22 protein-coding genes are annotated in these 21,534 nt (G+C 67.3%); 15 read left to right on the top strand and 7 right to left on the bottom strand.

Features of this window, described 5'->3' with window-relative positions:
- The first annotated feature begins 40 nt into the window (after positions 1-40).
- A complete protein-coding gene (gene dcd / locus WDC87_RS00560; protein ID WP_005418012.1) occupies positions 41-613 on the top strand; it encodes a dCTP deaminase in 573 nt (190 codons plus the stop codon).
- 106 nt (positions 614-719) lie between these two features.
- Here dcd and WDC87_RS00565 read toward each other — a convergent pair whose 3' ends face one another.
- The 3 genes from WDC87_RS00565 to WDC87_RS00575 are packed head-to-tail and all read right to left on the bottom strand — an operon-like array spanning position 720 to position 1,996.
- Positions 720-887, bottom strand: coding sequence for a DUF5668 domain-containing protein (locus WDC87_RS00565; RefSeq protein WP_005418011.1), 168 nt, complete (start codon positions 885-887; stop codon positions 720-722).
- A 15-nt stretch (positions 888-902) separates the two neighbouring features.
- Positions 903-1,325 (bottom strand): HIT family protein, encoded by a 423-nt coding sequence (locus WDC87_RS00570; protein WP_049414742.1) that lies wholly within the window; start codon positions 1,323-1,325, stop codon positions 903-905.
- The gene (locus tag WDC87_RS00575; protein ID WP_301655187.1) at positions 1,322-1,996 is read right to left on the bottom strand and encodes a dienelactone hydrolase family protein; all 675 of its coding nucleotides are present in this window, start codon (positions 1,994-1,996) and stop codon (positions 1,322-1,324) included. Before WDC87_RS00575 ends, WDC87_RS00570 begins: the two co-directional genes overlap by 4 nt.
- A gap of 205 nt (positions 1,997-2,201) precedes the next feature.
- Here WDC87_RS00575 and rimO point away from each other — a divergent pair, with 205 nt between their 5' ends.
- Together rimO and WDC87_RS00585 are read left to right on the top strand one after the other, a co-directional pair.
- Entirely contained in the window at positions 2,202-3,563 is a 1,362-nt protein-coding gene (rimO, locus tag WDC87_RS00580) for a 30S ribosomal protein S12 methylthiotransferase RimO (protein ID WP_111201698.1), read from the top strand.
- Positions 3,560-4,384 carry a DUF3025 domain-containing protein gene (locus WDC87_RS00585; protein ID WP_088497836.1) on the top strand — a complete coding sequence of 275 codons (825 nt, stop codon included), beginning with the start codon at positions 3,560-3,562 and terminating at the stop codon, positions 4,382-4,384. The genes rimO and WDC87_RS00585 overlap by 4 nt, the downstream gene beginning before the upstream one ends.
- A gap of 86 nt (positions 4,385-4,470) precedes the next feature.
- On the opposite strand, the gene greB is transcribed toward WDC87_RS00585, so the two are convergent.
- Positions 4,471-4,977 carry a transcription elongation factor GreB gene (gene greB / locus WDC87_RS00590; protein WP_005418006.1) on the bottom strand — a complete coding sequence of 169 codons (507 nt, stop codon included), beginning with the start codon at positions 4,975-4,977 and terminating at the stop codon, positions 4,471-4,473.
- Positions 4,978-5,065: 88 nt separating this feature from the next.
- Positions 5,066-6,571, bottom strand: coding sequence for a helicase HerA-like domain-containing protein (locus WDC87_RS00595; RefSeq protein WP_252745396.1), 1,506 nt, complete (start codon positions 6,569-6,571; stop codon positions 5,066-5,068).
- A 122-nt stretch (positions 6,572-6,693) separates the two neighbouring features.
- On the opposite strand from WDC87_RS00595, the gene WDC87_RS00600 reads away from it, so the two are divergent.
- Positions 6,694-8,304: a transglycosylase SLT domain-containing protein gene (locus tag WDC87_RS00600; protein ID WP_252745397.1), complete on the top strand. Its 1,611-nt coding sequence runs from the start codon at positions 6,694-6,696 to the stop codon at positions 8,302-8,304.
- Between the two features lie 23 nt (positions 8,305-8,327).
- A complete protein-coding gene (locus WDC87_RS00605; RefSeq protein WP_049414732.1) occupies positions 8,328-8,675 on the top strand; it encodes a ribonuclease E inhibitor RraB in 348 nt (115 codons plus the stop codon).
- A gap of 111 nt (positions 8,676-8,786) precedes the next feature.
- Here WDC87_RS00605 and asd read toward each other — a convergent pair whose 3' ends face one another.
- Complete coding sequence (gene asd, locus WDC87_RS00610; protein ID WP_069139587.1) at positions 8,787-9,629, bottom strand: archaetidylserine decarboxylase; 843 nt, start codon at positions 9,627-9,629, stop codon at positions 8,787-8,789.
- Positions 9,626-10,276, bottom strand: coding sequence for an SCO family protein (locus WDC87_RS00615; protein ID WP_072168509.1), 651 nt, complete (start codon positions 10,274-10,276; stop codon positions 9,626-9,628). The genes asd and WDC87_RS00615 overlap by 4 nt, the downstream gene beginning before the upstream one ends.
- 122 nt (positions 10,277-10,398) lie before the next feature.
- Here WDC87_RS00615 and prmB point away from each other — a divergent pair, with 122 nt between their 5' ends.
- The 10 genes from prmB (at position 10,399) to WDC87_RS00665 (ending at position 21,455) form a co-directional block, all read left to right on the top strand.
- Positions 10,399-11,328, top strand: a complete 930-nt coding sequence (gene prmB, locus WDC87_RS00620) for a 50S ribosomal protein L3 N(5)-glutamine methyltransferase (RefSeq protein WP_069139585.1) — start codon at positions 10,399-10,401, stop codon at positions 11,326-11,328.
- The gene (gene aroC / locus WDC87_RS00625; RefSeq protein ID WP_061480026.1) at positions 11,325-12,428 is read left to right on the top strand and encodes a chorismate synthase; all 1,104 of its coding nucleotides are present in this window, start codon (positions 11,325-11,327) and stop codon (positions 12,426-12,428) included. The genes prmB and aroC overlap by 4 nt, the downstream gene beginning before the upstream one ends.
- Entirely contained in the window at positions 12,421-13,458 is a 1,038-nt protein-coding gene (locus WDC87_RS00630) for a D-glycerate dehydrogenase (protein ID WP_088497831.1), read from the top strand. The genes aroC and WDC87_RS00630 overlap by 8 nt, the downstream gene beginning before the upstream one ends.
- 89 nt (positions 13,459-13,547) lie before the next feature.
- Positions 13,548-14,576 (top strand): aspartate-semialdehyde dehydrogenase, encoded by a 1,029-nt coding sequence (locus tag WDC87_RS00635; protein WP_072168506.1) that lies wholly within the window; start codon positions 13,548-13,550, stop codon positions 14,574-14,576.
- Between the two features lie 144 nt (positions 14,577-14,720).
- The gene (locus tag WDC87_RS00640; protein ID WP_072168505.1) at positions 14,721-16,748 is read left to right on the top strand and encodes a FimV/HubP family polar landmark protein; all 2,028 of its coding nucleotides are present in this window, start codon (positions 14,721-14,723) and stop codon (positions 16,746-16,748) included.
- 26 nt (positions 16,749-16,774) lie between these two features.
- Entirely contained in the window at positions 16,775-17,137 is a 363-nt protein-coding gene (locus WDC87_RS00645; protein WP_049414720.1) for a VOC family protein, read from the top strand.
- Between the two features lie 33 nt (positions 17,138-17,170).
- The gene (truA, locus tag WDC87_RS00650; protein ID WP_088497829.1) at positions 17,171-17,941 is read left to right on the top strand and encodes a tRNA pseudouridine(38-40) synthase TruA; all 771 of its coding nucleotides are present in this window, start codon (positions 17,171-17,173) and stop codon (positions 17,939-17,941) included.
- Positions 17,938-18,594, top strand: coding sequence for a phosphoribosylanthranilate isomerase (locus WDC87_RS00655; RefSeq protein ID WP_065179160.1), 657 nt, complete (start codon positions 17,938-17,940; stop codon positions 18,592-18,594). The genes truA and WDC87_RS00655 overlap by 4 nt, the downstream gene beginning before the upstream one ends.
- Before the next feature lie 168 nt (positions 18,595-18,762).
- Positions 18,763-19,437: a DUF1449 family protein gene (locus tag WDC87_RS00660; protein ID WP_134969110.1), complete on the top strand. Its 675-nt coding sequence runs from the start codon at positions 18,763-18,765 to the stop codon at positions 19,435-19,437.
- Positions 19,437-21,455: a hypothetical protein gene (locus WDC87_RS00665; protein ID WP_005417967.1), complete on the top strand. Its 2,019-nt coding sequence runs from the start codon at positions 19,437-19,439 to the stop codon at positions 21,453-21,455. Before WDC87_RS00660 ends, WDC87_RS00665 begins: the two co-directional genes overlap by 1 nt.
- Positions 21,456-21,534 lie beyond the last annotated feature (79 nt).

A 21,534-nucleotide genomic window follows, 5' to 3' on the forward strand; every position in this document is an offset into this window, starting at 1 on the left:
GCTAGAATCCTCGCGCCCCCTCGTACCCCCAGGACAAAGCATGAGCATCAAGAGTGACCGTTGGATCCGCCGCATGTCCGAGCAGCACGGCATGATCGAGCCGTTCGAGGCCGGGCAGGTCAAGCAGGCCAACGGCCAGCGCATCGTCAGCTACGGCACGTCCAGCTATGGCTATGACGTGCGCTGCTCGCGCGAGTTCAAGGTGTTCACCAACATCAACTCGACGATCGTCGATCCCAAGCACTTCGATCCGGGCAGCTTCGTGGATATCGTCGGCGATGAGTGCATCATCCCGCCCAACAGCTTCGCGCTGGCGCGTACCGTGGAGTACTTCCGCATTCCGCGCGATACCCTGGTGGTGTGCCTGGGCAAGAGCACCTACGCGCGCTGCGGCATCATCGTCAACGTGACGCCGCTGGAGCCGGAATGGGAAGGCCACGTCACCCTGGAATTCAGCAACACCACGCCGCTGCCGGCGCGCATCTACGCCAACGAAGGCGTGGCGCAGATGCTGTTCTTCCAGGCGGCCGCCGATGACATCTGCGAGACGTCGTACCGCGACCGTGGCGGCAAGTACCAGGGCCAGACCGGCGTGACCCTGCCGCGGACCTGAAGATTGCAGGCGATTTGTAGAGCCGAGCCATGCTCGGCTTCAAGGCAGGGCAGCCGAGCATGGCCCGGCTCCACATGAAGGAAGGCGGCGCAATGCGCCGCCTTTCTTATTTGCCGCGACCGAACAGCATCGCGATGCCGACACCCACCAGGGCCACCGGCCACCAGGTCAGCAGCAGCTTGGACAGGTTCAGGTGCGTCCAGCCGAGATTGCTGGCGAGCATGAACAGGCCGATCAGGATCAGCAGGACGGCGGCAACGAGGTTGAATCGCATCGGGTCGGCGAAGGCTCAGGACAGGGCCGGATATCCTAGCCGTTCCTTCCAGTAGGCGACATGCTGGTCCAGCGCCGCCGGCTCGTAGCGGTGCGCCGGGCCGCTGCCCCAGACCGGGCCCGGCCAGGCCGGATCACCGTCATGGCGGCCGATCACATGGAAGTGCAGCTGGCGCACGATATTGCCCAGCGCCCCGATGTTGATCTTTTCCACCCCGTCGGAGCCCTTCAGGGCCTTGCAGGCGCGGTTGAGCTCGGTGCGCAGCTTGTCCTGCTGCTCGCCGTCCAGCTCGATCCACTCGGTGACCCCGGCCAGGCGCGGTACCAGCACCAGCCAGGGGAATCGTTCGTCGTTCATCAGCCGCACTTGCGACAACGGTCCTTCCGCCACCAGCACGCTATCGGTGGCCAGGCGTGAATCGAGTTCGAATTCGCTCATCCAAGATGCTCCGAGAAGAAGTCCAGGGTGCGTTGCAGCGCCAGGGCGGCGCTGTCTGGATCATACGCATGTCCGACCTCCCGGTTGAAGGCATGATCGGCCGGATAGACGTAGGTGGCCATCTGCGGCAGCTTCTCGCGGTGGGCCTGCACGGCTTCCGGTGGGATGCTGCGGTCCTGGGCGCCGAAGTGGAAGATCACCGGCGCCTTGGGTGTCTCATCAAGGAACTGGACGTTGCGGGCGCCGTAGTAGCTGACCGACGGCAGCCCCAGGCGCACTGCGGACAGCATCGCCACCGTGCCGCCCCAGCAGTAGCCGACGGTGCCCACCTTGCCGTAGGGGGCCAGCCGGGTGGCCGCCGCGCGGACCACTTCCAGCGCCCGCTCCATGCCCAGCGCGCCGACCCGTTCCAGGCCCTGCTTCACGCCGTCGGCGTCGTAGGGCAGCGCGTCCGGATCGGCGTCGGGGCCATCGAGCAGGTCAAAGAACGAGGGCGCCAGCACCGCATAGCCTTCCGCCGCGAAGAAGCGCTCGGCCACGCTGCGGATATGCGGATTGGCGCCGAAGATCTCCTGCACCACCACCAGGCCGCCGCGCGCGGTGCCTTCCGGCAGGGCCTGCCAGGCCCGTACCGGGCCGTGATGCGTATCCAGGGTGATCCACTCGGCCATCGTCATCTTCCTCGTTGCTGGAAACAGAACTGCATTGTCGGTGCTGCGCCGGTTAGCGCGGCGTCAGTGGCTGTGCCGTATCGGTCGGCTGGGCATTCAGAGCGCGGCCGCCAACCCCGGTATACTGGCGCCCTTTCAGGCCCCGGCCCCCAGGAACCCCTGCCATGGCGGCAGGGGCCCAGGCCCCCAGAGTCCCGCGATTTCCATGTCCCAGCTGAACCCCAAAGTCGGCTTCGTCAGCCTTGGCTGCCCGAAGGCCCTCGTCGATTCCGAGCGCATCCTCACCCAGCTCCGCTCGGAAGGCTACGACATCGTCCCGTCCTACGATTCGGCCGACGTGGTGGTGGTCAACACCTGTGGCTTCATCGATTCTGCGGTGACCGAGTCGCTGGACGCGATCGGCGAGGCGATGAACCAGAACGGCAAGGTGATCGTCACCGGTTGCCTGGGCAAGCGCCCGGAGCAGATCCGCGAGGCGTACCCCAACGTGCTGGCGGTGTCCGGCCCGCAGGATTACCAGAGCGTGATGGAAGCGGTGCATGAAGCACTGCCGCCCAAGCACGACCCGTTCGTGGACCTGGTGCCCGACTACGGTATCAAGCTGACCCCGCGGCACTACGCGTACCTGAAGATCTCCGAGGGCTGCAACCACAAATGCAGCTTCTGCATCATTCCGTCGATGCGCGGCAAGCTGGTTTCGCGCCCGGTCGACGAGGTGCTGCGTGAAGCCGAGCGCCTGGTGCGTGGCGGCGTGCGCGAGCTGCTGGTGGTTTCGCAGGACACCTCGGCCTACGGCGTGGACGTGAAGTACGCCGAAAAGATGTGGCGCGACAAGGCCTACCAGACCCGTTTGAAGGCGCTGTGCGAAGGCCTGTCGGAGCTGGATGCGTGGGTGCGCATGCACTACGTCTACCCGTATCCGCACGTGGATGAAGTGGTGCCGCTGATGGCCGAGAACCGCATCCTGCCGTACCTGGATATCCCGTTCCAGCACGCCAGCCCGCGCATCCTGCGCCTGATGAAGCGCCCCGGCGCGGTGGAGAAGACCCTGGAGCGCGTGCAGAACTGGCGCCGTATCGCGCCGGACATCACTGTGCGTTCGACCTTCATCGTCGGCTTCCCGGGCGAGACCGAAGCCGAGTTCGAGGAACTGCTGTCGTTCCTTGACGAAGCGCAGCTGGATCGCGTCGGTGCGTTCGCCTACTCGCCGGTCGAGGGTGCCACCGCCAACGACCTGCCTGACGCCGTGCCGGAAGAGGTGAAGCAGGAACGCCTGGCCCGTTTCATGGAGAAACAGGCGCAGATTTCCGCCGCGCGCCTGGAAGCCAAGATCGGCACCGTGCAGCAGTGCCTGGTCGACGGCATCGAAGGCGACATCGCCGTGGCCCGCTCCAAGGCCGATGCCCCGGAGATCGACGGCCTGGTGCACATCCAGAATGCCGACCAGGTGCCGCTGCGCGTGGGCGAATTCGTCGACGTGGAGATCACCGAGAGCGACGAGCATGACCTGTACGGTGACGCGCTGGCGGCCGCCCCCCGTCCGGTGTTCGACCTCAAGGTGCTGTGATCGCAGCGACGGCCGCCACCGGCAACGGCGGCGGTTCACGGCGCTTCGTACCGCCGCCACGTGCGGCGGTAGCTGCACGGCGGTTCGAGCACCCGCTGTTTGCCGGGCTTCAGGACTTCCGTGACCTGCTGGACGGCACCGCATGGCCGTCCATCGCGGCGCTCGATGCACGCCTGGCCGTGCCTGGCAAGCGCCTGGTTGAACAGGACGCCGCGCTGCTGGCCGATGGCCTGCACTACGAAGTGCGTATCGCGCAGGGACGCATCGCCACCCGTGCCGGCAACTGGCACGACCTGTTCAATGCGCTGGTGTGGGCCTCACAGCCGCAGCTGAAGCGCGCGCTCAACGTGCGGCAGTGCCTGCATATCGAGGCGATGCCACCCGGCCAGCGCAACCGCGCGCAGGCCGCCTTGACCCAGTTCGACGAAACCGGCGTGATCGTGCGTGTGCGCGATGACTCACTGCTGGCTGCCTGGGACGCACACGACTGGCCCGCGTTGTTTGAGCCGGTGAACTGGCAGAGCGGTGACATCGCCATCACTGTGGTATTCGGGCATGCGCTGATGGAACAGGCACTGCTGCCGGGGCGATTGCTGGTCGGCAAGTGCGTGGTGGTGCAGGGTGATGCCGATGCTGCCTGCGTTGACGTGATGACTGCGGCCATTGCCGAGGGCAGGGCAGTGACCGATCCGCTGCAGCTGCGTCCGCTGCCGTTGGCTGGAATCCCAGGCTGGCACGACGTGCAGGATTCCGCCTTCTACCGCAATGCCGACTATTTCCGCCCGCTGCGTGCAGGGCGCACGTACCCGCCACCGTTGTAGAGCCGAGCCCATGCCCGGCTGCGCGGCGCTTCAGCCGAGCATGGGCTCGGCTCTACAACGGCGGCGAGGTCGGGCATGGCTCGACGCTACACAGGCTCGTACTCCACGCCGATCACTGCAAAGGTGAACTGCCCGCCGGGCAGCTCCACCGAGAACTCATCATCCAGCCGCTTCTTCAGCAGCGCACGCGCCAGGGGGGAATCGATGCTGATCCAGCCCAGGCCCGCATCGGTCTCATCCGGGCCGACAATGCGGTAGCGGCTGGTGTCGCCGCTGTCCACGTTCTCCAGTTCCACCCACGCGCCGAAGAACACTGCCAGCGGATCGGTCGGCGTGGTATCGACCACGCGCAGCGATTCCAGCCGCTTGGTCAGGTAGCGCACGCGGCGGTCGATCTCGCCCAGTTGCTTCTTGCGGTAGGTGTACTCGGCGTTCTCGGAACGGTCGCCTTCTGCGGCAGCGGCGGCGAGCGCTTTCACCACCTCCGGACGGCGCACGCGCCATAGCTCATCCAGTTCGGCCTTCAGTCGCGCATGCCCGGAAGCGGTGATCAGGGCGGTGCTTTTTTCTGCGGGGGGACGCCAACGAGACATGCAATACGACTTCTTTTCTGGATGACGAATGAGAGAGCGGCGTCAGATCCCTTTCCAGCGGAAAGGGCTCTGACCCCAGCAGGGGCAGCTAGCGCTTGCCGCCGAAGATGCCACCGAGGATGCCGCGCACGATCTGGTTGCCCAGCTTGGTGCCGACAGTACGCGTGGTCTGCTTGGCCATGGTCTCGATCATGCCCTGGCGGCGCTTGGTGCCGAAGATCGCGTCCTTGATGGCCTGGCCGAAACCCCCTTCCTGAGCTTCGTCCTGCTCGCGGCTGCGCGCGGCCGGCGCCTGTGCCTGCTCGATGCTCTTCTGCGCGCGCTTGGCCAGCAGTTCGGCGGCCGATTCGCGGTTGATCGCGGTGTCGTAGCGGCTGCCGACCGGGCTGCCGGCGCGTACCTGTGCACGCTCGGCCTCGGTGATCGGTCCCATCCGGCAGCGCGGCGGCGCGATCAACGTCTGCTGCACGGGCATCGGCACGCCCTTGTCCTGCAGCGTGGATACCAGTGCCTCGCCGGTGCCGAGCTGGCTCAGCACCTTGGCCACGTCCAGCTTGGGATTCGGCACGAACGTCTCGGCCGCGGTTTTCACCGCCTTCTGGTCGCGCGGGGTGAACGCACGCAGTGCGTGCTGAACGCGATTGCCCAGCTGGCCGAGAATGTTGCCCGGCACGTCGTCGGGGAACTGCGAGCAGAAGTAAACGCCCACGCCCTTGGAACGGATCAGGCGCACCACCTGCTCGATGCGCTGCACCAGCGACGGCGGTGCATCGTCGAACAGCAGGTGCGCTTCGTCGAAGATGAAGACCAGCTTCGGCTTGTCCAGGTCGCCCACCTCCGGCAGCTGCTCGAACAGCTCCGACAGCAGCCACAGCAGGAAGGTGGAATAGAGCTTCGGCTTGAGCACCAGCTGGTCGGCGGCGAGGATGCCGATCATGCCGCGGCCGTCGTGGTTGACCCGCATGATGTCGGCCAGTTCCAGCGCCGGTTCGCCGAAGAAATGCTCGCCACCGTCCTGCGCCAGGCGCAGCACCGAACGCTGGATCGCCGCGATCGACTGCGCACTGACCAGGCCGTACTCGGTGGAAATGTCCTTGCGCTCCTCGGCAACCAGGCCGAGCAGGGCGCGCAGGTCGTCCATGTCCAGCAGCAGCAGGCCGCGGTCGTCGGCCAGCTTGAATACGATGTCGAGTACCCCGGCCTGGGTGTCGTTCAATTCGAGGATGCGCGACAGCAGGGTCGGGCCCATCTCGCTGACCGTGGTGCGCACCGGGTGGCCCAGCTTGCCGTACAGGTCCCAGAAGATGGTGGGGCTGGCGGCCGGCGCATAGTCGGCCACGCCGATCTCGACGGCACGCTCGAGCAGGTTCTCGGCGCCGCTGCCGGGCACGGCCAGGCCGGAGACATCGCCCTTCACATCGGCCAGGAACACCGGCACGCCCCGTCGCGAGAAGCCCTCGGCCAGGGTCATCAGGGTCACGGTCTTGCCGGTACCGGTGGCGCCGGCCACCAGACCGTGGCGGTTGCCGAGTTTCGGCAGCAGGGTGACGGCAATATCGTCGGTAATGCCTTTGCCGAGCAGAATCGGATCCATTGTCCAGCCCTTGTGATGAATAGCCCAATGTTAACCGCCGGCAGTGACGGTCCGAAGGTCGGCTTGCCCGGACCTTGGCGGCGCCGCTACTCTGCCTGCCTGTTTTGCACACAGTGCCATCAATGCCCGTTCCTGTCCTGATTTCCCGCGGTTGGCCGCTGCTGGCCCTGGCCGGCCTGGTTTCCCTGGCGCCCGACGCCCACGCACAGCGGGTTTCGGCCCGGGACAAGGTGAAGGTGGATGCGCTGCAGCAGCGCATGACCGCCGCCGAAAAGCGCTACGGCGATGCCCTGCTGCTGGTCGCCAATGCCGACCCCAAGGGCAGCAACGAGGCCGATGCCGCGCTGGAGGACATGGAAGATGTCCTCAACGACTGCGTGAAGCAGAAGGGCTGCCAGATGGGGACCCTGCTGGCCAGCTACAAGCGGCTGCTCAAGCACGACGCCGATGCCGCCGCCAGCGATGACGTGGCCGACGAGAGCGGTGACCGCCTGGAAGCCGACCCGGATCACATCGGCCCGCTCACCGCCGACGTGCCCGAGGCCGCACGCGCTGCCGCGCTGCTGAACGACAAGCGGCACGCCTTCGACACGATGGTCGAGTACAACCCGGCGGTGCAGGCCGGCATCCGCCGCTGGCTGACCGACATGCGCCCGGCGCTGCTGACCAGCTACGAGAATTACCAGAACCTGCGCGCGGTGATGTGGCCGGAGTGGGAAAAGCGCGGCCTGCCCGAGGCGCTGCTGTTCGGGATCATGGCCAAGGAATCCAATGGCCGTGTGCATGCTTCCTCGCGCGCCGGCGCCGCCGGCCTGATGCAGTTCATGCCAGCCACTGGCCGCCGTTTCGGCCTGGGCCCGGACGGCACCGGCTTCGATACCCGCTTCGACGCGCGCAGCGCCGCCGAGGCCAGCGCCAGCTACCTCAACGAGCGCCTGCGCGAACTGAACAACAACGTGGAAATGTCGGTGGCCGCCTATAACGGTGGCGAAGGCCGTGCTGCGCGCGTGTTCAAGCAGAGCGGTGGGCAGAGCTTCTGGACCGACAGCGTCTACAACCAGTTCCCGGGCGAGACCAAGGACTACGTGCCGATGGTGATTGCCGCGGCATGGATCTTCCTGCACCCGCAGCAGTACGGCGTGGAGTTCCCGAAGATCAGCGCGCAGCCGGCCACGCTGCGGCTGGCCAAGTCCACCACCATCTATGAACTGACCATCTGCCTGGGCAGCCACGGTACCCGCGATGGCTACATGCGTGCGTTGCGCAACCTCAACCCGCGCTATGAGGCCGATGGCTGGATCCCGGCCGGCACGCTGATCAATGCCACCACCCGCATCGCCGGCCTGTACCAGCGCAACTGCGTCAGTGGCCCGCGTGCCGACCTCGCCCGCACGCTGATCACCGCTGATCTCAACGCGGCGATCAAGCGCCCGGCCGCGTCGAGCTATACCGGTAGCGTGGCGGTGGGCGGCGTGGTGCCGGTGGCCGACGCGGCTGCATCCACCAGCGTGCCGACCGCACCGGTGGCTGCAGTGGCGGCACCGCGCCCGGCGCCGGCCGCCCGGCCGAAGCCGGCGCGCAGCCACAAGGTGGGCCGGGGGGAGACCCTGGGCGCCATCGCCGCCAAGTTCCAGTGCGACCTGCCGACCCTGGCCCGCGCCAACGGCCTGAAGGCGCCGGCCTACAGCCTGCGCCAGGGCCAGACGCTGAAGCTGCAGGGCTGCGACAAGTAATTCCCAAGACCACTGGAATTTGTATGGACCTCGAAGCCACCCGCAACCTGTTCGCCAACCTCCGCGAGAACACCGACTGGGACATCAACGGCCCGTTGCTGTGGGGGTATTTCTTCGTCCACGCCAGTGCCGAGCCGCTGCAGGCGCTGGCCCAGCACCTGCAGGCACAGGGCTACACCTTCGTGGAACTCTTCGAGCAGGAACCGGAAGAGGGCGACGCGCCGTTCCACGTGCTGCACGTGGAGCGCGTGGAAATCCACGACGAAGCCTCGCTGGACCGCCGCAACCAGGAATTCGCGGCGCTGGCCGCGGAGCACGGCGTGGAAGACTACGACGGCATGGACGTCGGCCCAGCACCGGTCCTGCAGTAACGCGCGACCGGTAGTGCCGGCCGCTGGCCGGCATTCCGTTGTGGAAAAAGGGGACGGAGGGGATTAAGTCGTTTATGCATAAACGACTTAATCCCCTCCGTCCCCTTTTTGTCAGCGCAGCTTTGCCAGCGCCTGGCCCAGCTGCACCGGATGCTCGGCATCCAGATGCGGTGCGAATTCGGCTACGCCCGGCGGCAGCAGCACCACCACGGTCGAGCCGTAATTGAAGCGTGCCATCTCCGCAAAACGCTCCAGCTTGATGCCCTTGCCGCGGTAGTCCTTGCGGGTGATGCGATCGCCGTAGGCCGGGATCTCCTCGCCGCTCCACACGGTTTCCACGCCGGACACCAGCAGCGCGCCGACCATCACGCTGACCATCGGGCCGAAGCTGGTGTCGAAGTGGCAGACCAGGCGCTCGTTGCGTGCGAACAGGCGCGGTACGCCGTTGACGGCCGCAGGACCGACACTGAACAGGCGTCCTGGCACGTGCACGGTTTCACGCAGGGTGCCGGTCCACGGCATGTGCACGCGGTGGTAGTCGCGCGGCGACAGGTACACGGTGGCGTACAGACCGTCGTTGTACGGCTTGGCGTCCTCGTCGCTGCCCAGCAGCTCGGCGGCGGTGAACGACTGGCCCTTGGCCTGGAAGATGCGGCCGGCCTCGATCTTCCCCAGCTGGCTGATGCGGCCGTCGGCCGGCATCACCAGGCTGCGCGGATCGGCATCGGCCACGCGCGCGCCCGGCTTCAGCGCGCGGGTGAAGAACTGGTTGAAGGTTGCGTAGCTGCGCGGGTCCGGGTTGGCCGCTTCGTCCAGATTGACGTTGAACTTGCGGGTGACGGTGTCGATCAGCCAGCGCGACACGCGCGGATCGTCCGAGTACGCCAGCGAGCGTGCCATCGAGGACAGCAGGCGATGGGGCAGGGCGTACGTCAGGGCGGTGGTGAGGCTCATGGGGCGGTTTTCTCGGTCAGCTTGTGCAGGTCGCGGGCGATCGCCGGCGCATTGAACGGGGGGCGCACCAGGCCGGCAAGGCGGCCCTGCGGGTCGAGCACGGCCAGGCTGGCCGAATGCTCGACGGTGTAATCCTCGGGGTTTTCGTCGAAATGCTTGCCCGGCACTTTCTGGAACACGAAACCCAGCGAGGTGGCGAAGCGCTCCAGCGAGGGGATATCGGCGGTGGCGGCCAGGGTGTCCTTGTGGAAGCCGTGCACGTACTCGCCAAGGCGGGTGGCGCTGTCGCGGTCCGGGTCGACCGAGATGAACAGCACGCGTGGGCGCAGGCTGTCGGGCAGGGCTTCCCACTGGTTCTGTGCGCCGGCCAGCTCGGCCAGGGTGGTCGGGCAGACGTCCGGGCAGAAGGTGAAACCCAGGAACACCAGGGTCCAGTGGCCCTTCAGTTCGCCCGGGATCAGGCGGGTGCCGTCGGACTGGGCCAGGTTGAAGTCGGGCAGTTCACGCGGCTGCGGGTACAGGGTGATCGCTTCGGTGGCCGGGGCGTTGGCCGGCGGCTTCGGCGCGAACACCTGCTGGGCGGCGAGCAGGCCGAGCCCCGCGGCCAGGGCGATCAGCAGGATGATGCCGGCGTTGCGATTGAACATGGGGGCTCCCGCGCGAAATGGGCTCCATCATACCGGCTGTGGCCCGATTGTTTCCGCCGCAACGGATGCCGCCACGGGCGCCAGCCCCTATAATCGGGGGCCACTTTGCCCGCAGTACCGCCATGACCGCTGAAACGGCCGCCGAACTCCATACGATCATCGATCTGATCCGCTACGGCACCAGCCGTTTCAACGAAGCCGGGCTGACCTTCGGGCACAGCTACGACAATGCGCTGGACGAGGCCACCCAACTGGTGCTGCACAGCCTGCACCTGCCGCACGACCTCGGCCCGGCCTACGGCCAGGCACGCCTGCTGCAGGCCGAAAAGCTGCGCGTGCTGGAACTGTTCCAGCGTCGCATCGACGAACGCATCCCCGCTGCCTACCTGACCGGTGAGGCCTGGTTCGCCGGCCTGAGCTTCAAGAGTGACACGCGCGCGCTGGTGCCGCGCTCGCCGATCGCCGAACTGATCGAATGTGGTTTCGAACCGTGGCTGGCCGGCCGCGATGTCAGCCGCGCGCTGGATCTTTGCACCGGTTCGGGCTGCATCGCCATCGCCATGGGCCACTACTACCCGAACTGGGAAGTGGACGGCGTCGACCTGAGTGACGACGCACTGTCGCTGGCCGAGGAGAACAAGGAGCGCCTGCAGGCGCACAACGTCACCCTGATCAAGTCGGACCTGTTCAATGGCCTGACCGGCCGCCACTACGACCTGATCGTCACCAACCCGCCGTACGTCACCAACGACGAGACTGATGCCCTGCCGCAGGAATATTCCTACGAGCCGGAAATGGGCCTGCGTGCCGGTGACGATGGCCTGGACCTGGTGCTGAAGATCCTGCGCGACGCCCCGCTGCACCTGAGCGAAGACGGTCTGCTGATCTGTGAAGTGGGTGAGTCCGAACAGCATCTGGTCAAGCTGCTGCCGGAAGTCGATTTTTCCTGGATCGAGTTCAAGGTCGGCCAGATGGGCATCTTTGCGGTCGAATGCCGCGAGCTGATCGCCCACAGCGCACGCATCACCGAACTGGCGGCGCAGCGCCCGTGAGCTCCAATTCGTTCGGCAAGCTGTTCACCGTCACCACGTTCGGCGAGTCGCACGGGCCGGCCATCGGCTGCGTGATCGATGGTTGCCCTCCGGGGCTGGCGCTGGACGCGGCCGAATTCGCCCACGACCTGCAGCGCCGTGCGACCGGCAAGAGCCGGCACACTTCCGCGCGGCGCGAGGCCGACGAGGTCGAGATCCTGTCCGGCGTATACGAGGGCCTGACCACCGGCACCCCGATCGCGCTGCTGATCCGTAACACCGACCAGCGCAGCAAGGATTACGCCAATATCGGCCAGCAGTTCCGCCCGGGCCATGCCGACTACAGTTACTGGCACAAGTACGGCATCCGCGATCCGCGTGGCGGTGGCCGTTCCTCGGCACGCGAGACCACCATGCGCGTGGCCGCTGGCGTGGTCGCCAAGAAGTGGCTGGCCGAGCGTTTCGGCGTCACCGTGCGTGGCTACCTGTCGCAGCTGGGCGACATCACCCCGGCCGGTTTCGACTGGTCGGCGGTGGAAGACAATCCGTTCTTCTGGCCGCACGCCGCACAGGTGCCGGAACTCGAGGCGTACATGGATGCGCTGCGCAAGTCCGGTGATTCGGTCGGTGCGCGCGTGGACGTGGTCGCCGACAACGTGCCGCCGGGCTGGGGTGAGCCGATCTACGGCAAGCTTGATGGCGAACTGGCCGCTGCGCTGATGAGCATCAATGCGGTGAAGGGCGTGGAGATCGGCGACGGATTCGCCAGCGCCGCGCAGAAGGGCACTGAACACCGCGACCTGCTGACCCCGCAGGGCTTCGCCAGCAACCATGCCGGCGGCATCCTCGGTGGCATCTCCACCGGCCAGCCGGTCGTTGCGTCGATCGCCCTGAAGCCGACGTCCAGCCTGCGCCTGCCGGGCCCGTCGCTGGATACGGACGGCAACGTGGTCGAGGTGGTCACCACCGGCCGCCACGATCCCTGCGTCGGCATCCGCGCCACGCCCATCGCCGAAGCGATGGTGGCGCTGGTGCTGATGGATCAGGCGCTGCGTCATCGCGCGCAGTGCGGCGATGTCGGCACGATCACCCCGCGCATTCCCGGGCAGATCGATGGCTGACACGCGGCCGACCGTGTGGGTGAGCCAGCCGCTGATCGAGGCGGCCATCGCGCCGCTGCGCGATCGCGTGCAGCTGCGCAGCACCGACACCGTCACCGCCTGGTCGCCGGACCAGATCGCCGCACAGCTGGCCAGCGCCGACGGCGCGATCATCACCCTCAACGAGCGCATCGGTGCGGCGCAGGTGGCCGATGCCACCCAGCTGCAGGTGATCGCCAATGTCGGCGTCGGCTACAACAACCTGGATGTCGACGCGCTCAGCGCGGCCGGCATCCTGGCCAGCAACACGCCGGACGTGTTGACCGAAACCACCGCCGATCTCGGTTTCGCGCTGCTGATGGCAACCGCGCGCCGGATCACCGAGTCCGAGCGCTGGCTGCGTGACGGGCAGTGGCAGCAGTGGTCGTTCCAGACCATGCTGGGCGCGGATGTCCATGGCAGCACGCTGGGCATCCTTGGCATGGGCCGCATCGGCCAGGGCATCGCCCGCCGCGGCGCGCACGGTTTCGGCATGAAGGTGCTGTACCACAACCGTTCACGGTTGCCGGCCGACACCGAGGCGTCGCTCCGCGCGACCTACGTGGACCTGGATACACTGCTGGCACAGTCCGACCATCTGGTAACGGTGCTGCCCTACACGCCGGCCTCGCATCACATCATCGACGCAGCTGCGCTGGCGAAGATGAAGCCGACGGCAACCCTGGTGAACATCGCCCGCGGCGGCATCGTCGACGAACTGGCGCTGGCCGACGCACTGGCCAACGGCCACCTGGCGGCCGCTGGCCTGGATGTGTACGAGGGCGAGCCGAAGGTGCGCCCGGAGCTGCTGGCGCTGCGCAACGTGGTGCTCACGCCGCATATCGGCAGCGCCTCGCTGGCCACGCGCACGGCGATGGTACAGCTGGCCGTGGATAATCTGGCTGCCGGGCTCGGCCTGGACGGCGGCCCGTCGCGCATGCCGAGCTCGATCAACGCTGACGCGGCGATGGCCGCGCGCGTGATGCTGGGCAAAAAAACCGGGAAACGATAGGGAACCTCCGCGCGCCCCGCTTGAGGAGGTTCCCCGAACCCAGCTGTCGTGCGTGTTTTCCCCCATTCCCGTTTTCGTGAGAGTTCCCCATGAGCAATGCACAGCGCAGTTTCCACGTCGCCGTCGTCGGTGCCACCGGCGCCGTTGGCGAGACCATGTTGTCGATCCTGGCCGAGCGTGATTTCCCGGTCGGCACCCTGAGCGTCCTCGCCTCCGAGCGTTCGGCCGGTGGCGAGATTGAATTCAACGGCCAGAAGGTCAAGGTCCAGGACCTGGCCACCTTCGATCCGACCGGTGTCGAGATCGCGCTGTTCTCGGCTGGCGGCAGCGTGTCCAAGGAATACGCACCGAAGTTCGCCGCCGCCGGTGCGGTGGTGATCGACAACTCCTCGGCCTTCCGTTACGACGATGACGTGCCGCTGGTGGTGTCCGAGGTCAACCCGGAACAGGTCGCCAACCGTCCGCGTGGCATCATCGCCAACCCTAACTGCTCGACCATGCAGATGCTGGTGGCGCTGGCGCCGCTGCACCGCAAGTACGGTATCGAGCGCATCAATGTGTCCACCTACCAGTCGGTGTCCGGCGGTGGCCGCTCGGCGATGGAGGAACTGGGCAAGCAGACCGGCCAGTTGCTCAGCTTCCAGGAGATCGATCCGCAGCGCTTCCCGGTGCAGATCGCCTTCAACCTGATCCCGCACATCGATGACTTCCAGGACAATGGCTTCACCAAGGAAGAGATGAAGCTGATCTGGGAGACCCGCAAGATCCTCGGCGACGACAGCATCTTGGTGAACCCGACCGCGGTGCGCGTGCCGGTGTTCTACGGCCACTCCGAGTCGGTGGCGATCGAGACCCGCGACAAGGTCACCGTCGCTGAAGCGCGCGCGCTGCTGGAGCAGTCGCCGGGCATCGAAGTGGTGGATCGTCACGAGTCCGGTGGCTATCCGACTCCGGTTACCCATGCTTCGGGGACCGATGCGGTGTACGTCGGCCGCATCCGCGAGGACCTGTCGCACCCGCGTGGCCTGAACCTGTGGATCGTGTCGGACAACGTGCGCAAGGGCGCTGCCCTGAACGCCGTGCAGCTGGCCGAGCTGGTCGCCGCCGAGCAGCGCTGATCACAGCGGTTGCCTCACCGGTAGTGCCGGCCGCTGGCCGGCATTGCCGTGATTGGCATGTGGTGCTACCGGCCAGCGGCCGGCGCTACCGAAGGTCCCCTCGGTGGGTGCGGACCCCGGTCCGCACGCTTTATAGTGTCGCCCATGAATAAACGGGCCAGGGGCGCGAAGCGCCCGCTCCTCTATCTTTCCACCGCGCTGCTGGCCCTGGCCAGCAGTTCGGCGCTTGCCCTGGGCTTGGGTGACATCCGTGTCCTGTCCAAGCCGGGCCAGCCCCTGCTGGCCGAAATCCCGGTAGTCTCGGCCGATCCATCCGAACTGGAGAACCTGCGCGTCGCGCTGGCCTCTGCGGTCACCTTCGAACGCGTCGGCCTGCAGCGGCCGGCCGGGCTGGTCAGCGAGCTGCAGTTCGAACTGACCCGCAATGCGCAGGGCAGGGCGGTGGTGCGGGTGACCTCGCAGACGCCGGTCGAAACCCCGTCGCTGAGCTTCCTGATCGAGGCCGACTGGGGCCAGGGCCGCTTGGTGCGCGAATACTCGGCACTGGTTGATGCGCCCTCCAGCGCACTGGCGGTGGCCGAACCGGAAATCGTCGCGCCGGCCGGTACCCTCTCCAACACCATCGTCCGTGACGTTGCACCGGCACCGGCCGCTGCGGAGAGCGCAAGCGCACCTGCGCCGTCCACTGCGGCAGCGCCGGCACCTGCATCGGCTCGCCCGCGTGCAGGGGCTGCACCCGCTGCCGCGCAGGCAGCCGATGGCAGCGTCATCGTCCAGCGTGGGCAGACCCTGTCGCAGATCGCCAGCGCGGTGGCCCGCGGCAACCAGGTCAGCCGCGACCGCGCGATGATCGCCCTGCTGCGGGCCAACCCGGAGGCCTTCATCCGCGGCAACGTCAACTTGCTCAAGCAAGGCGCCGTACTGCGCATGCCCGGCAGCGATGCACTGGCGGCGGTCGATGCCGCCGAGGCCGCAGCGCTGGTGCGCGAGCACGCCGCGCAGTGGCGGCAGGCGCGCACCGTGCCGCAACCGGCGGGTACCGTCGCCCCGGTGGCCGCGGCCGCAACCACGAACGCTTCTTCCCCGGCCGCGGCCAATGGGGCACGACTTGAAATCGCTCCGGCGCTGGCTTCCGACGCCGCGCGCGCGGGCACAACCACCGGCACTGGAGCCGGCAGCGAGGGTGACATGCTGGGCAACGAACAACTGCGCCAGGCACGCGAGGACATCGCGACCCGCGATGCCGAGATTGGCGAGCTGAAGCAGCGCGTCGCCGACCTGGAAAAACTCAAGGAACAGCAGCAGTCGCTGATCGCGATGAAGGACAACGACCTGGCCGCCGCGCAGCAGCGACTGGCGCAGGCACCGGATACCCGCGATGCGGCAACGCCGTGGTACTGGCTGGGGCTGCCGGTGCTGCTGCTGGCGGCCGGTGCAGCCTGGCTGCTGCGTCGTCGCAAGCCATCGCCGCTGCCGCCGCTGCGCGACGAAGACGATGCCGCCGGCCTGACCGCTGCGGTACCGGCGGGCGCGGCGCTGGATACGCTGGCCGAGCAGTCCTCATGGTCGTCTGTGGTGCCCGAAGCGGGCCGCCAGGAGCCGGCGATGCCGGCTTGGGCGAGCGAAACCGGGGGGCAGGATGACGTGGCTGCCGAACCGGTCGCCGACGTCGCCGCCCAGGCTGACTGGCAGGCGCAGACGCTGCGCGATGACGAAGTGATGGAGCTGCCCGAGGCAGTGACCGACCTGCCGCGCTGGGACGAGCCGGTGGTCACGCAGGAGGATTCCGCGCCGGCCGCCGCCGCGCAGGATGAGCCGCTCGCGCAGGCGGCCCCTGGCGAGGTGGCAGTGCCGGACTACGCGCTGCACGCCGAACAGCAGCCGCAGTTCCGCGGCGTGTTCGACCTGCCGGCCGAGCACCATGACGGCGAGGCTTCGGGCGCAGCGCCGCATGACGCGCTGGCCGCGGCGGCGCATGAAGACGGTACTGCGCCGCCGGCCAGCGATGCCGGCTGGGCGCCGCGCGCCGGCCAGGAACGCCTTGAGCTGGCCATCGCCTACCTCGACCTGGGCGATGCCCAGACCGCGCGTACGTTGCTGCAGGAAGTGGCCGAGGGCGGCGACCTGCACTGCCAGGCCCAGGCCCGCGAACTGCTGGCCCGCCTGCCGTGATCGAACCCGCCGACAAGGACCCCGTCATGAGCCGCGAGCGCCGCATCGACTACGTTGAATTCGCTTCCACGGATCCTGCAGCCAGCCGCGCCTTCTTCGAGAAGGCGTTCGGCTGGTCGTTCGTAGACTATGGCAGCGACTACACCGCGTTCGACGACGGCCGCCTGCAGGGCGGCTTCTTCCGCGGCCAGCCGCTGCGTGCCAGCGATGCCGGTGCCCCGCTGCTGGTGCTGTACGCTGACCAGCTGGCACCGATCGAAGCGGCGGTGCTTGACGCTGGCGGTGAGATCGTGCGGCCGGTGTTTTCCTTCCCCGGCGGCAGCCGTTTCCAGTTCGTCGAGCCTGGTGGCAACGAACTGGCGGTGTGGTCCGAACGCGATCCGGCCTGAGCGCCGCCCCTCCCGCAACATCTGAGGTAGCACATGCGTTACGCGCTTGGCGTCGAGTACGACGGCAGCGATTTCAGGGGCTGGCAGAACCTGGGCGAGGGTGGCCCGAGCGTGCAGGCCAGCCTTGAGCAGGCCCTGTCGTCGGTGGCCGATGCGCCGCTGCAGGTGGTCTGTGCCGGCCGCACCGATGCCGGCGTGCACGGCCAGTGCCAGGTCGTGCATTTCGATACCGACGTGGTGCGCGATCCGCGCGCGTGGATGCTGGGCACTACCACCCGCCTGCCGCGCTCGATCGCAGTGCGCTGGTGCGTGCCGGTGGCCGAGGATTTCCACGCGCGTTTCTCCGCGCGCGCACGCCGCTACCGCTACCGCCTGCTCAACCGCGAAGTGCGGCCCGCGCTGGACCGGCAGACCTTGAGCTGGGAGCGCCGCGCGCTGGACGAGACCCTGATGCACGCCGCCGGCCAGGCCCTGCTCGGTGAGAACGACTTCAGCGCGTTCCGTTCGGTGCAGTGCCAGGCGCTGCACGCCCGGCGTGAGCTGCAGTCACTGCAGGTCAGCCGCCAGGGCGAGGTGATCGAGGTCGCCGTGCAGGGCAATGCATTCCTTCATCACATGGTCCGCAATATCGTCGGATCGCTGATCCTGGTGGGCAGTGGCGAGAAGCCGGTGGAATGGATCGCCGAACTGCTGGCCGGGCGCGATCGCACCGTAGCCGGTCCCACCGCACCGCCGCAGGGCCTGGTGTTCCTTGGGCCCCTGTACCCCGACAACTGGCACCTGCCCGCCGAGGTCACGCTATGAGCCGTTCCTACTACCGCACACGCATCAAGTTCTGTGGCATGACCCGGGCCGGCGACGTCCGCCTGGCCGGTGAGCTGGGCGTGGACGCGGTGGGTTTCATCTTCGCCCGTGAAAGCAGCCGCCGGGTCGCTCCAGCCGAGGCACGCGCGATGCGCCAGGCGATCGCGCCCATGGTCGACGTGGTGGCGCTGTTCCGCAACAACAGCAAGGAAGAAGTGCGCGAGGTGCTGCGCACGGTACGACCGACCCTGCTGCAGTTCCACGGCGAGGAAGACGAGAGCTTCTGCCGCAGCTTCAACATGCCGTACCTGAAGGCGATCGCCATGGGCGGCCGTGAAGAGATCAACGCCCGCACCCTGCAGCTGCGCTATCCCAGCGCCGCCGGCTTCCTGTTCGACAGCCACGCGCCGGGCGGCGGTGGCGGCACCGGCGTGGCTTTTGACTGGGGCCGGATCCCGACCGGCCTGCATCGCCCGTTCCTGCTGGCCGGTGGCCTGAACCCGGAAAACGTCTACGACGCGGTGCTGGGTACCCTGCCGTGGGGCGTGGATGTCTCCAGTGGCATCGAACTGGAGCCGGGCATCAAGGACGGCGACAAGATGCGCACCTTCGTCGAGGAAGTGCGCCGCGCCGATTGCACGGTTCTCGAGTGATTGGCGTCATTATTTGTCGTGATTTGGACCTGGATTTGAGCCTGCACGCATTCTTCACATAGGATGGTCCCAAGCGCGCCTGCCATGAGGGCTGGCGCGGGGATCGACGGGACGCGCTCGGCGTGCCCCGAACGGGCGGCCGCCGCCCACCGCCCAGGAGGGCAAGCGATGCAGGAGTTCCTCACCGTCGTGTTCGGTTTCCCGACCCTGCCGTACAGCATCGTGCTGGCGGTGGCGGTGCTGTATTGGGCACTGGCGGCCTTCGGCCTGGTCGACGACGGGTTTGGCGATGCCGGCGCCGATGGGGCGCTGCATGGCGACCCACATGATCTGCAGGGACTGTCCGCACTGCTGGCGCGTTGGGGCCTGGGTGGGGTTCCCCTCATGCTTGTGGTGACGCTGCTGGGTTTCTTCGCCTGGATCGTCACCTATTTCGTCCATCTGTTCGTGCTGTTGCCGCTGCCGGACCTGCTGCGCTGGGCGATCGGTGCGGTCGTGGCCCTTCTGGCGCCGTTGCCGGCGGTTCCGTTCACCGCGCTGCTGCTGCGCCCCGTCCGCAGGTTCCTGCTGCGCCTGCGCCCGGTGGCGCAGGCCTCGCTGCTGGGGCGTACCGGCGTGGTTGCCTCGCCGAAGGTGGATGCCCGCGGCGGTCACGCCACCTTCGACGATGGCGGCGCCGGACTGGTGCTGCAGGTGCGCAGCGAGATCGAACTGCAGCGTGGCGAGCGCATCGTGCTGGTCGAACACGTGGCTGATCAACACCATTACCGGGTGGTCCGCGCCGACGCGGTCGCCCTCGACTTCCAGGACAACCTGCTTCCGGGCAACAAGGAGAATCACTGATGACGTTGGCAACCATGGCCCCCTTCCTGATCGGCGTAGCCGTGCTGCTGGTCGCACTGCTCGGCCTGGCCGGCCTGTTCAAGGCCTTCTACCGCAAGGTCGACCAGGGCGTGGCCCTGATCGTCAACGACATGAGCTCCACGCCCAAGGTGCACTTCACCGGTGCGCTGATCATCCCGGTGCTGTACCGCGCCGAGCTGATGCGGATCAGCCTGATCACGCTGCAGATCGACCGCCGCGGCAAGGAAGGCCTGATCTGCCGCGACAACATGCGTGCCGATATCGCCGTGGCGTTCTACCTGCGGGTCAACGAGACCCAGGCCGACGTCCTGCGCGTGGCCAAGGCCATCGGTGCCGACCGTGCATCGGACAAGCATGCCGTCGACGAGCTGTTCAACGCCAAGTTCTCCGAAGCGCTGAAGACGGTCGGCAAGAAGTTCGACTTCACCGAACTGTTCGAGAAGCGCCAGGAGTTCCGCGACGAGATCATCGCGGTGATCGGCAATGATCTGAACGGCTACGTCCTTGAGGACGTGGCGATCGACTACCTGGAGCAGACCCCGAAGTCGCTGCTGGACCAGTTCAACATTCTCGATGCGCAGGGCATCCGCAAGATCACCGAATTGACGGCCGCGCAGAACGTTGTGACCAACGAGCTGGAGCAGAACGAGAAGCTCGCCATCACCAAGAAGAACGTGGAAGCGCGCGAAGCGCTGCTGGCCCTGGAACGCCAGCAGGCCGAAGCCGAAGCACGGCAGAAGCGTGAGATCGAGACCATCCGCGCACGCGAGGAGGCCGAAACCGCCAAGGTGCAGGAGGAGCAGCGCCAGTTGTCCGAGAACGCCCGCATCGAAGCGCAGCAGCTGATCGAGATCCGCGACCAGAACCGCCTGCGCGAAGTGGAAGTGGCCGAGCAGAACCGCCAGCGTGCCGTGGCCATCGAGGCCGAGCGCGTGGAGCGCGCACGCCAGCTGGAGCAGGTCACCACCGATCGTGAAGTGCAGCTGCAGGGCGTGGAGCGTGACAAGGTGGTCGAGCAGGGCAAGATGGACGTGGCCAACATCACCCGTGAACGCATCTCCATCGACAAGACCGTGGCGCAGGAAGAGGAGCGCATCAAGGAAGTGCGCGAAGTCTCCGAGGCCGACCGCCAGAAGCAGGTGCTGATCCTGGAAGCCGAGGCCAAGGCGCAGGAAGCGCTGGTGCGCGAAGTCAAGGAAGCGCAGGCGCGCGAGACCGCTTCAAAGCATCGCGCGGTGGAACTGACCACGCTGGCCCAGGCCGAGCATGAAGCGGCCGGCAAGCAGGCCGAAGCCAAGCGCCTGTTGGCCGATGCCCTGCGTGCCGAACAGGCAGCGCCGGGCCTGGCCGAAGCGCAGGTGCGTGAAGCTTCGGCGCTGGCCATCGAGAAGGTCGGCATTGCCGAAGCGCGCGTGATCGAAGCCAAGGCCGAAGCCAGCCTGAAGCAGGGCAGCAACGAAGCCCGCGTTCTGGCCGAGACCCTGCAGGCGCAGGCGCAGGGTGAGGAAAAGATGGGCCTGGCCCGTGCCACCGCCACCGAGTCGCTGGGCAATGCCGAAGCCGGCGTGGTGCAGAAGAAGCTGCTGGCCGAGGCCGAGGGCCTGGTGCGCAAGTTCGAAGCCATCGCCTCGCTGAGTGACCAGGCACGTGGCCATGAAGAGTTCCGCATGATGCTGGACAACAGCCTGAAGCAGGCGCTGGCCTCGATCGAAGCCGGCAAGGAAGTCTCGCGCGAGAACGCCAATGTCATCGCCAGCGCGCTGCGCAACGCCGATATCGACCTGGTCGGCGGCGACGGCGGCATGTTCGAGAACCTGGTCAAGGCGGTGTCGCTGGGCAAGTCGATCGAAGGCTTCGCCGGCAAGAGCCCGATCGTGCAGGAGCTGATGCAGCGCTACCTGGGCGTGGCCGTGGCCGAACCGGCGCCGCGCCAGATCGCCGAGGATGCCGAAGCGGTACCGACCGTGTCGGCTACCGTGGTCGACAGCGCCCGTTGATGCATCGGGCGATGGCCGCCGCCATCGCCCGCCCGCGCCGGCCGCAACCGCGGCCGTCCGCCCGTGAGCCGGAAACCTG

The organism is Stenotrophomonas maltophilia group sp. Smal12, assembly GCF_037079935.1.
GTDB classification, from domain to species: domain Bacteria; phylum Pseudomonadota; class Gammaproteobacteria; order Xanthomonadales; family Xanthomonadaceae; genus Stenotrophomonas; species Stenotrophomonas sepilia.

Bases quoted from the DNA above. Each gene is read 5' to 3' on its own strand.
- WDC87_RS00595 (WP_252745396.1), bottom strand. From the start codon at position 6,571: ATGGATCCGATTCTGCTCGGCAAAGGCATTACCGACGATATTGCCGTC.
- WDC87_RS00575 (WP_301655187.1), bottom strand. From the start codon at position 1,996: ATGGCCGAGTGGATCACCCTGGATACGCATCACGGCCCGGTACGGGCC.
- dcd (WP_005418012.1), top strand. From the start codon at position 41: ATGAGCATCAAGAGTGACCGTTGGATCCGCCGCATGTCCGAGCAGCAC.
- WDC87_RS00570 (WP_049414742.1), bottom strand. From the start codon at position 1,325: ATGAGCGAATTCGAACTCGATTCACGCCTGGCCACCGATAGCGTGCTG.
- WDC87_RS00660 (WP_134969110.1), top strand. From the start codon at position 18,763: ATGCAGGAGTTCCTCACCGTCGTGTTCGGTTTCCCGACCCTGCCGTAC.
- WDC87_RS00645 (WP_049414720.1), top strand. From the start codon at position 16,775: ATGAGCCGCGAGCGCCGCATCGACTACGTTGAATTCGCTTCCACGGAT.
- rimO (WP_111201698.1), top strand. From the start codon at position 2,202: ATGTCCCAGCTGAACCCCAAAGTCGGCTTCGTCAGCCTTGGCTGCCCG.
- WDC87_RS00615 (WP_072168509.1), bottom strand. From the start codon at position 10,276: ATGTTCAATCGCAACGCCGGCATCATCCTGCTGATCGCCCTGGCCGCG.
- WDC87_RS00635 (WP_072168506.1), top strand. From the start codon at position 13,548: ATGAGCAATGCACAGCGCAGTTTCCACGTCGCCGTCGTCGGTGCCACC.
- prmB (WP_069139585.1), top strand. From the start codon at position 10,399: ATGACCGCTGAAACGGCCGCCGAACTCCATACGATCATCGATCTGATC.
- WDC87_RS00640 (WP_072168505.1), top strand. From the start codon at position 14,721: ATGAATAAACGGGCCAGGGGCGCGAAGCGCCCGCTCCTCTATCTTTCC.
- truA (WP_088497829.1), top strand. From the start codon at position 17,171: ATGCGTTACGCGCTTGGCGTCGAGTACGACGGCAGCGATTTCAGGGGC.
- asd (WP_069139587.1), bottom strand. From the start codon at position 9,629: ATGAGCCTCACCACCGCCCTGACGTACGCCCTGCCCCATCGCCTGCTG.
- greB (WP_005418006.1), bottom strand. From the start codon at position 4,977: ATGTCTCGTTGGCGTCCCCCCGCAGAAAAAAGCACCGCCCTGATCACC.
- WDC87_RS00565 (WP_005418011.1), bottom strand. From the start codon at position 887: ATGCGATTCAACCTCGTTGCCGCCGTCCTGCTGATCCTGATCGGCCTG.
- WDC87_RS00655 (WP_065179160.1), top strand. From the start codon at position 17,938: ATGAGCCGTTCCTACTACCGCACACGCATCAAGTTCTGTGGCATGACC.
- WDC87_RS00665 (WP_005417967.1), top strand. From the start codon at position 19,437: ATGACGTTGGCAACCATGGCCCCCTTCCTGATCGGCGTAGCCGTGCTG.
- WDC87_RS00605 (WP_049414732.1), top strand. From the start codon at position 8,328: ATGGACCTCGAAGCCACCCGCAACCTGTTCGCCAACCTCCGCGAGAAC.
- WDC87_RS00600 (WP_252745397.1), top strand. From the start codon at position 6,694: ATGCCCGTTCCTGTCCTGATTTCCCGCGGTTGGCCGCTGCTGGCCCTG.
- WDC87_RS00630 (WP_088497831.1), top strand. From the start codon at position 12,421: ATGGCTGACACGCGGCCGACCGTGTGGGTGAGCCAGCCGCTGATCGAG.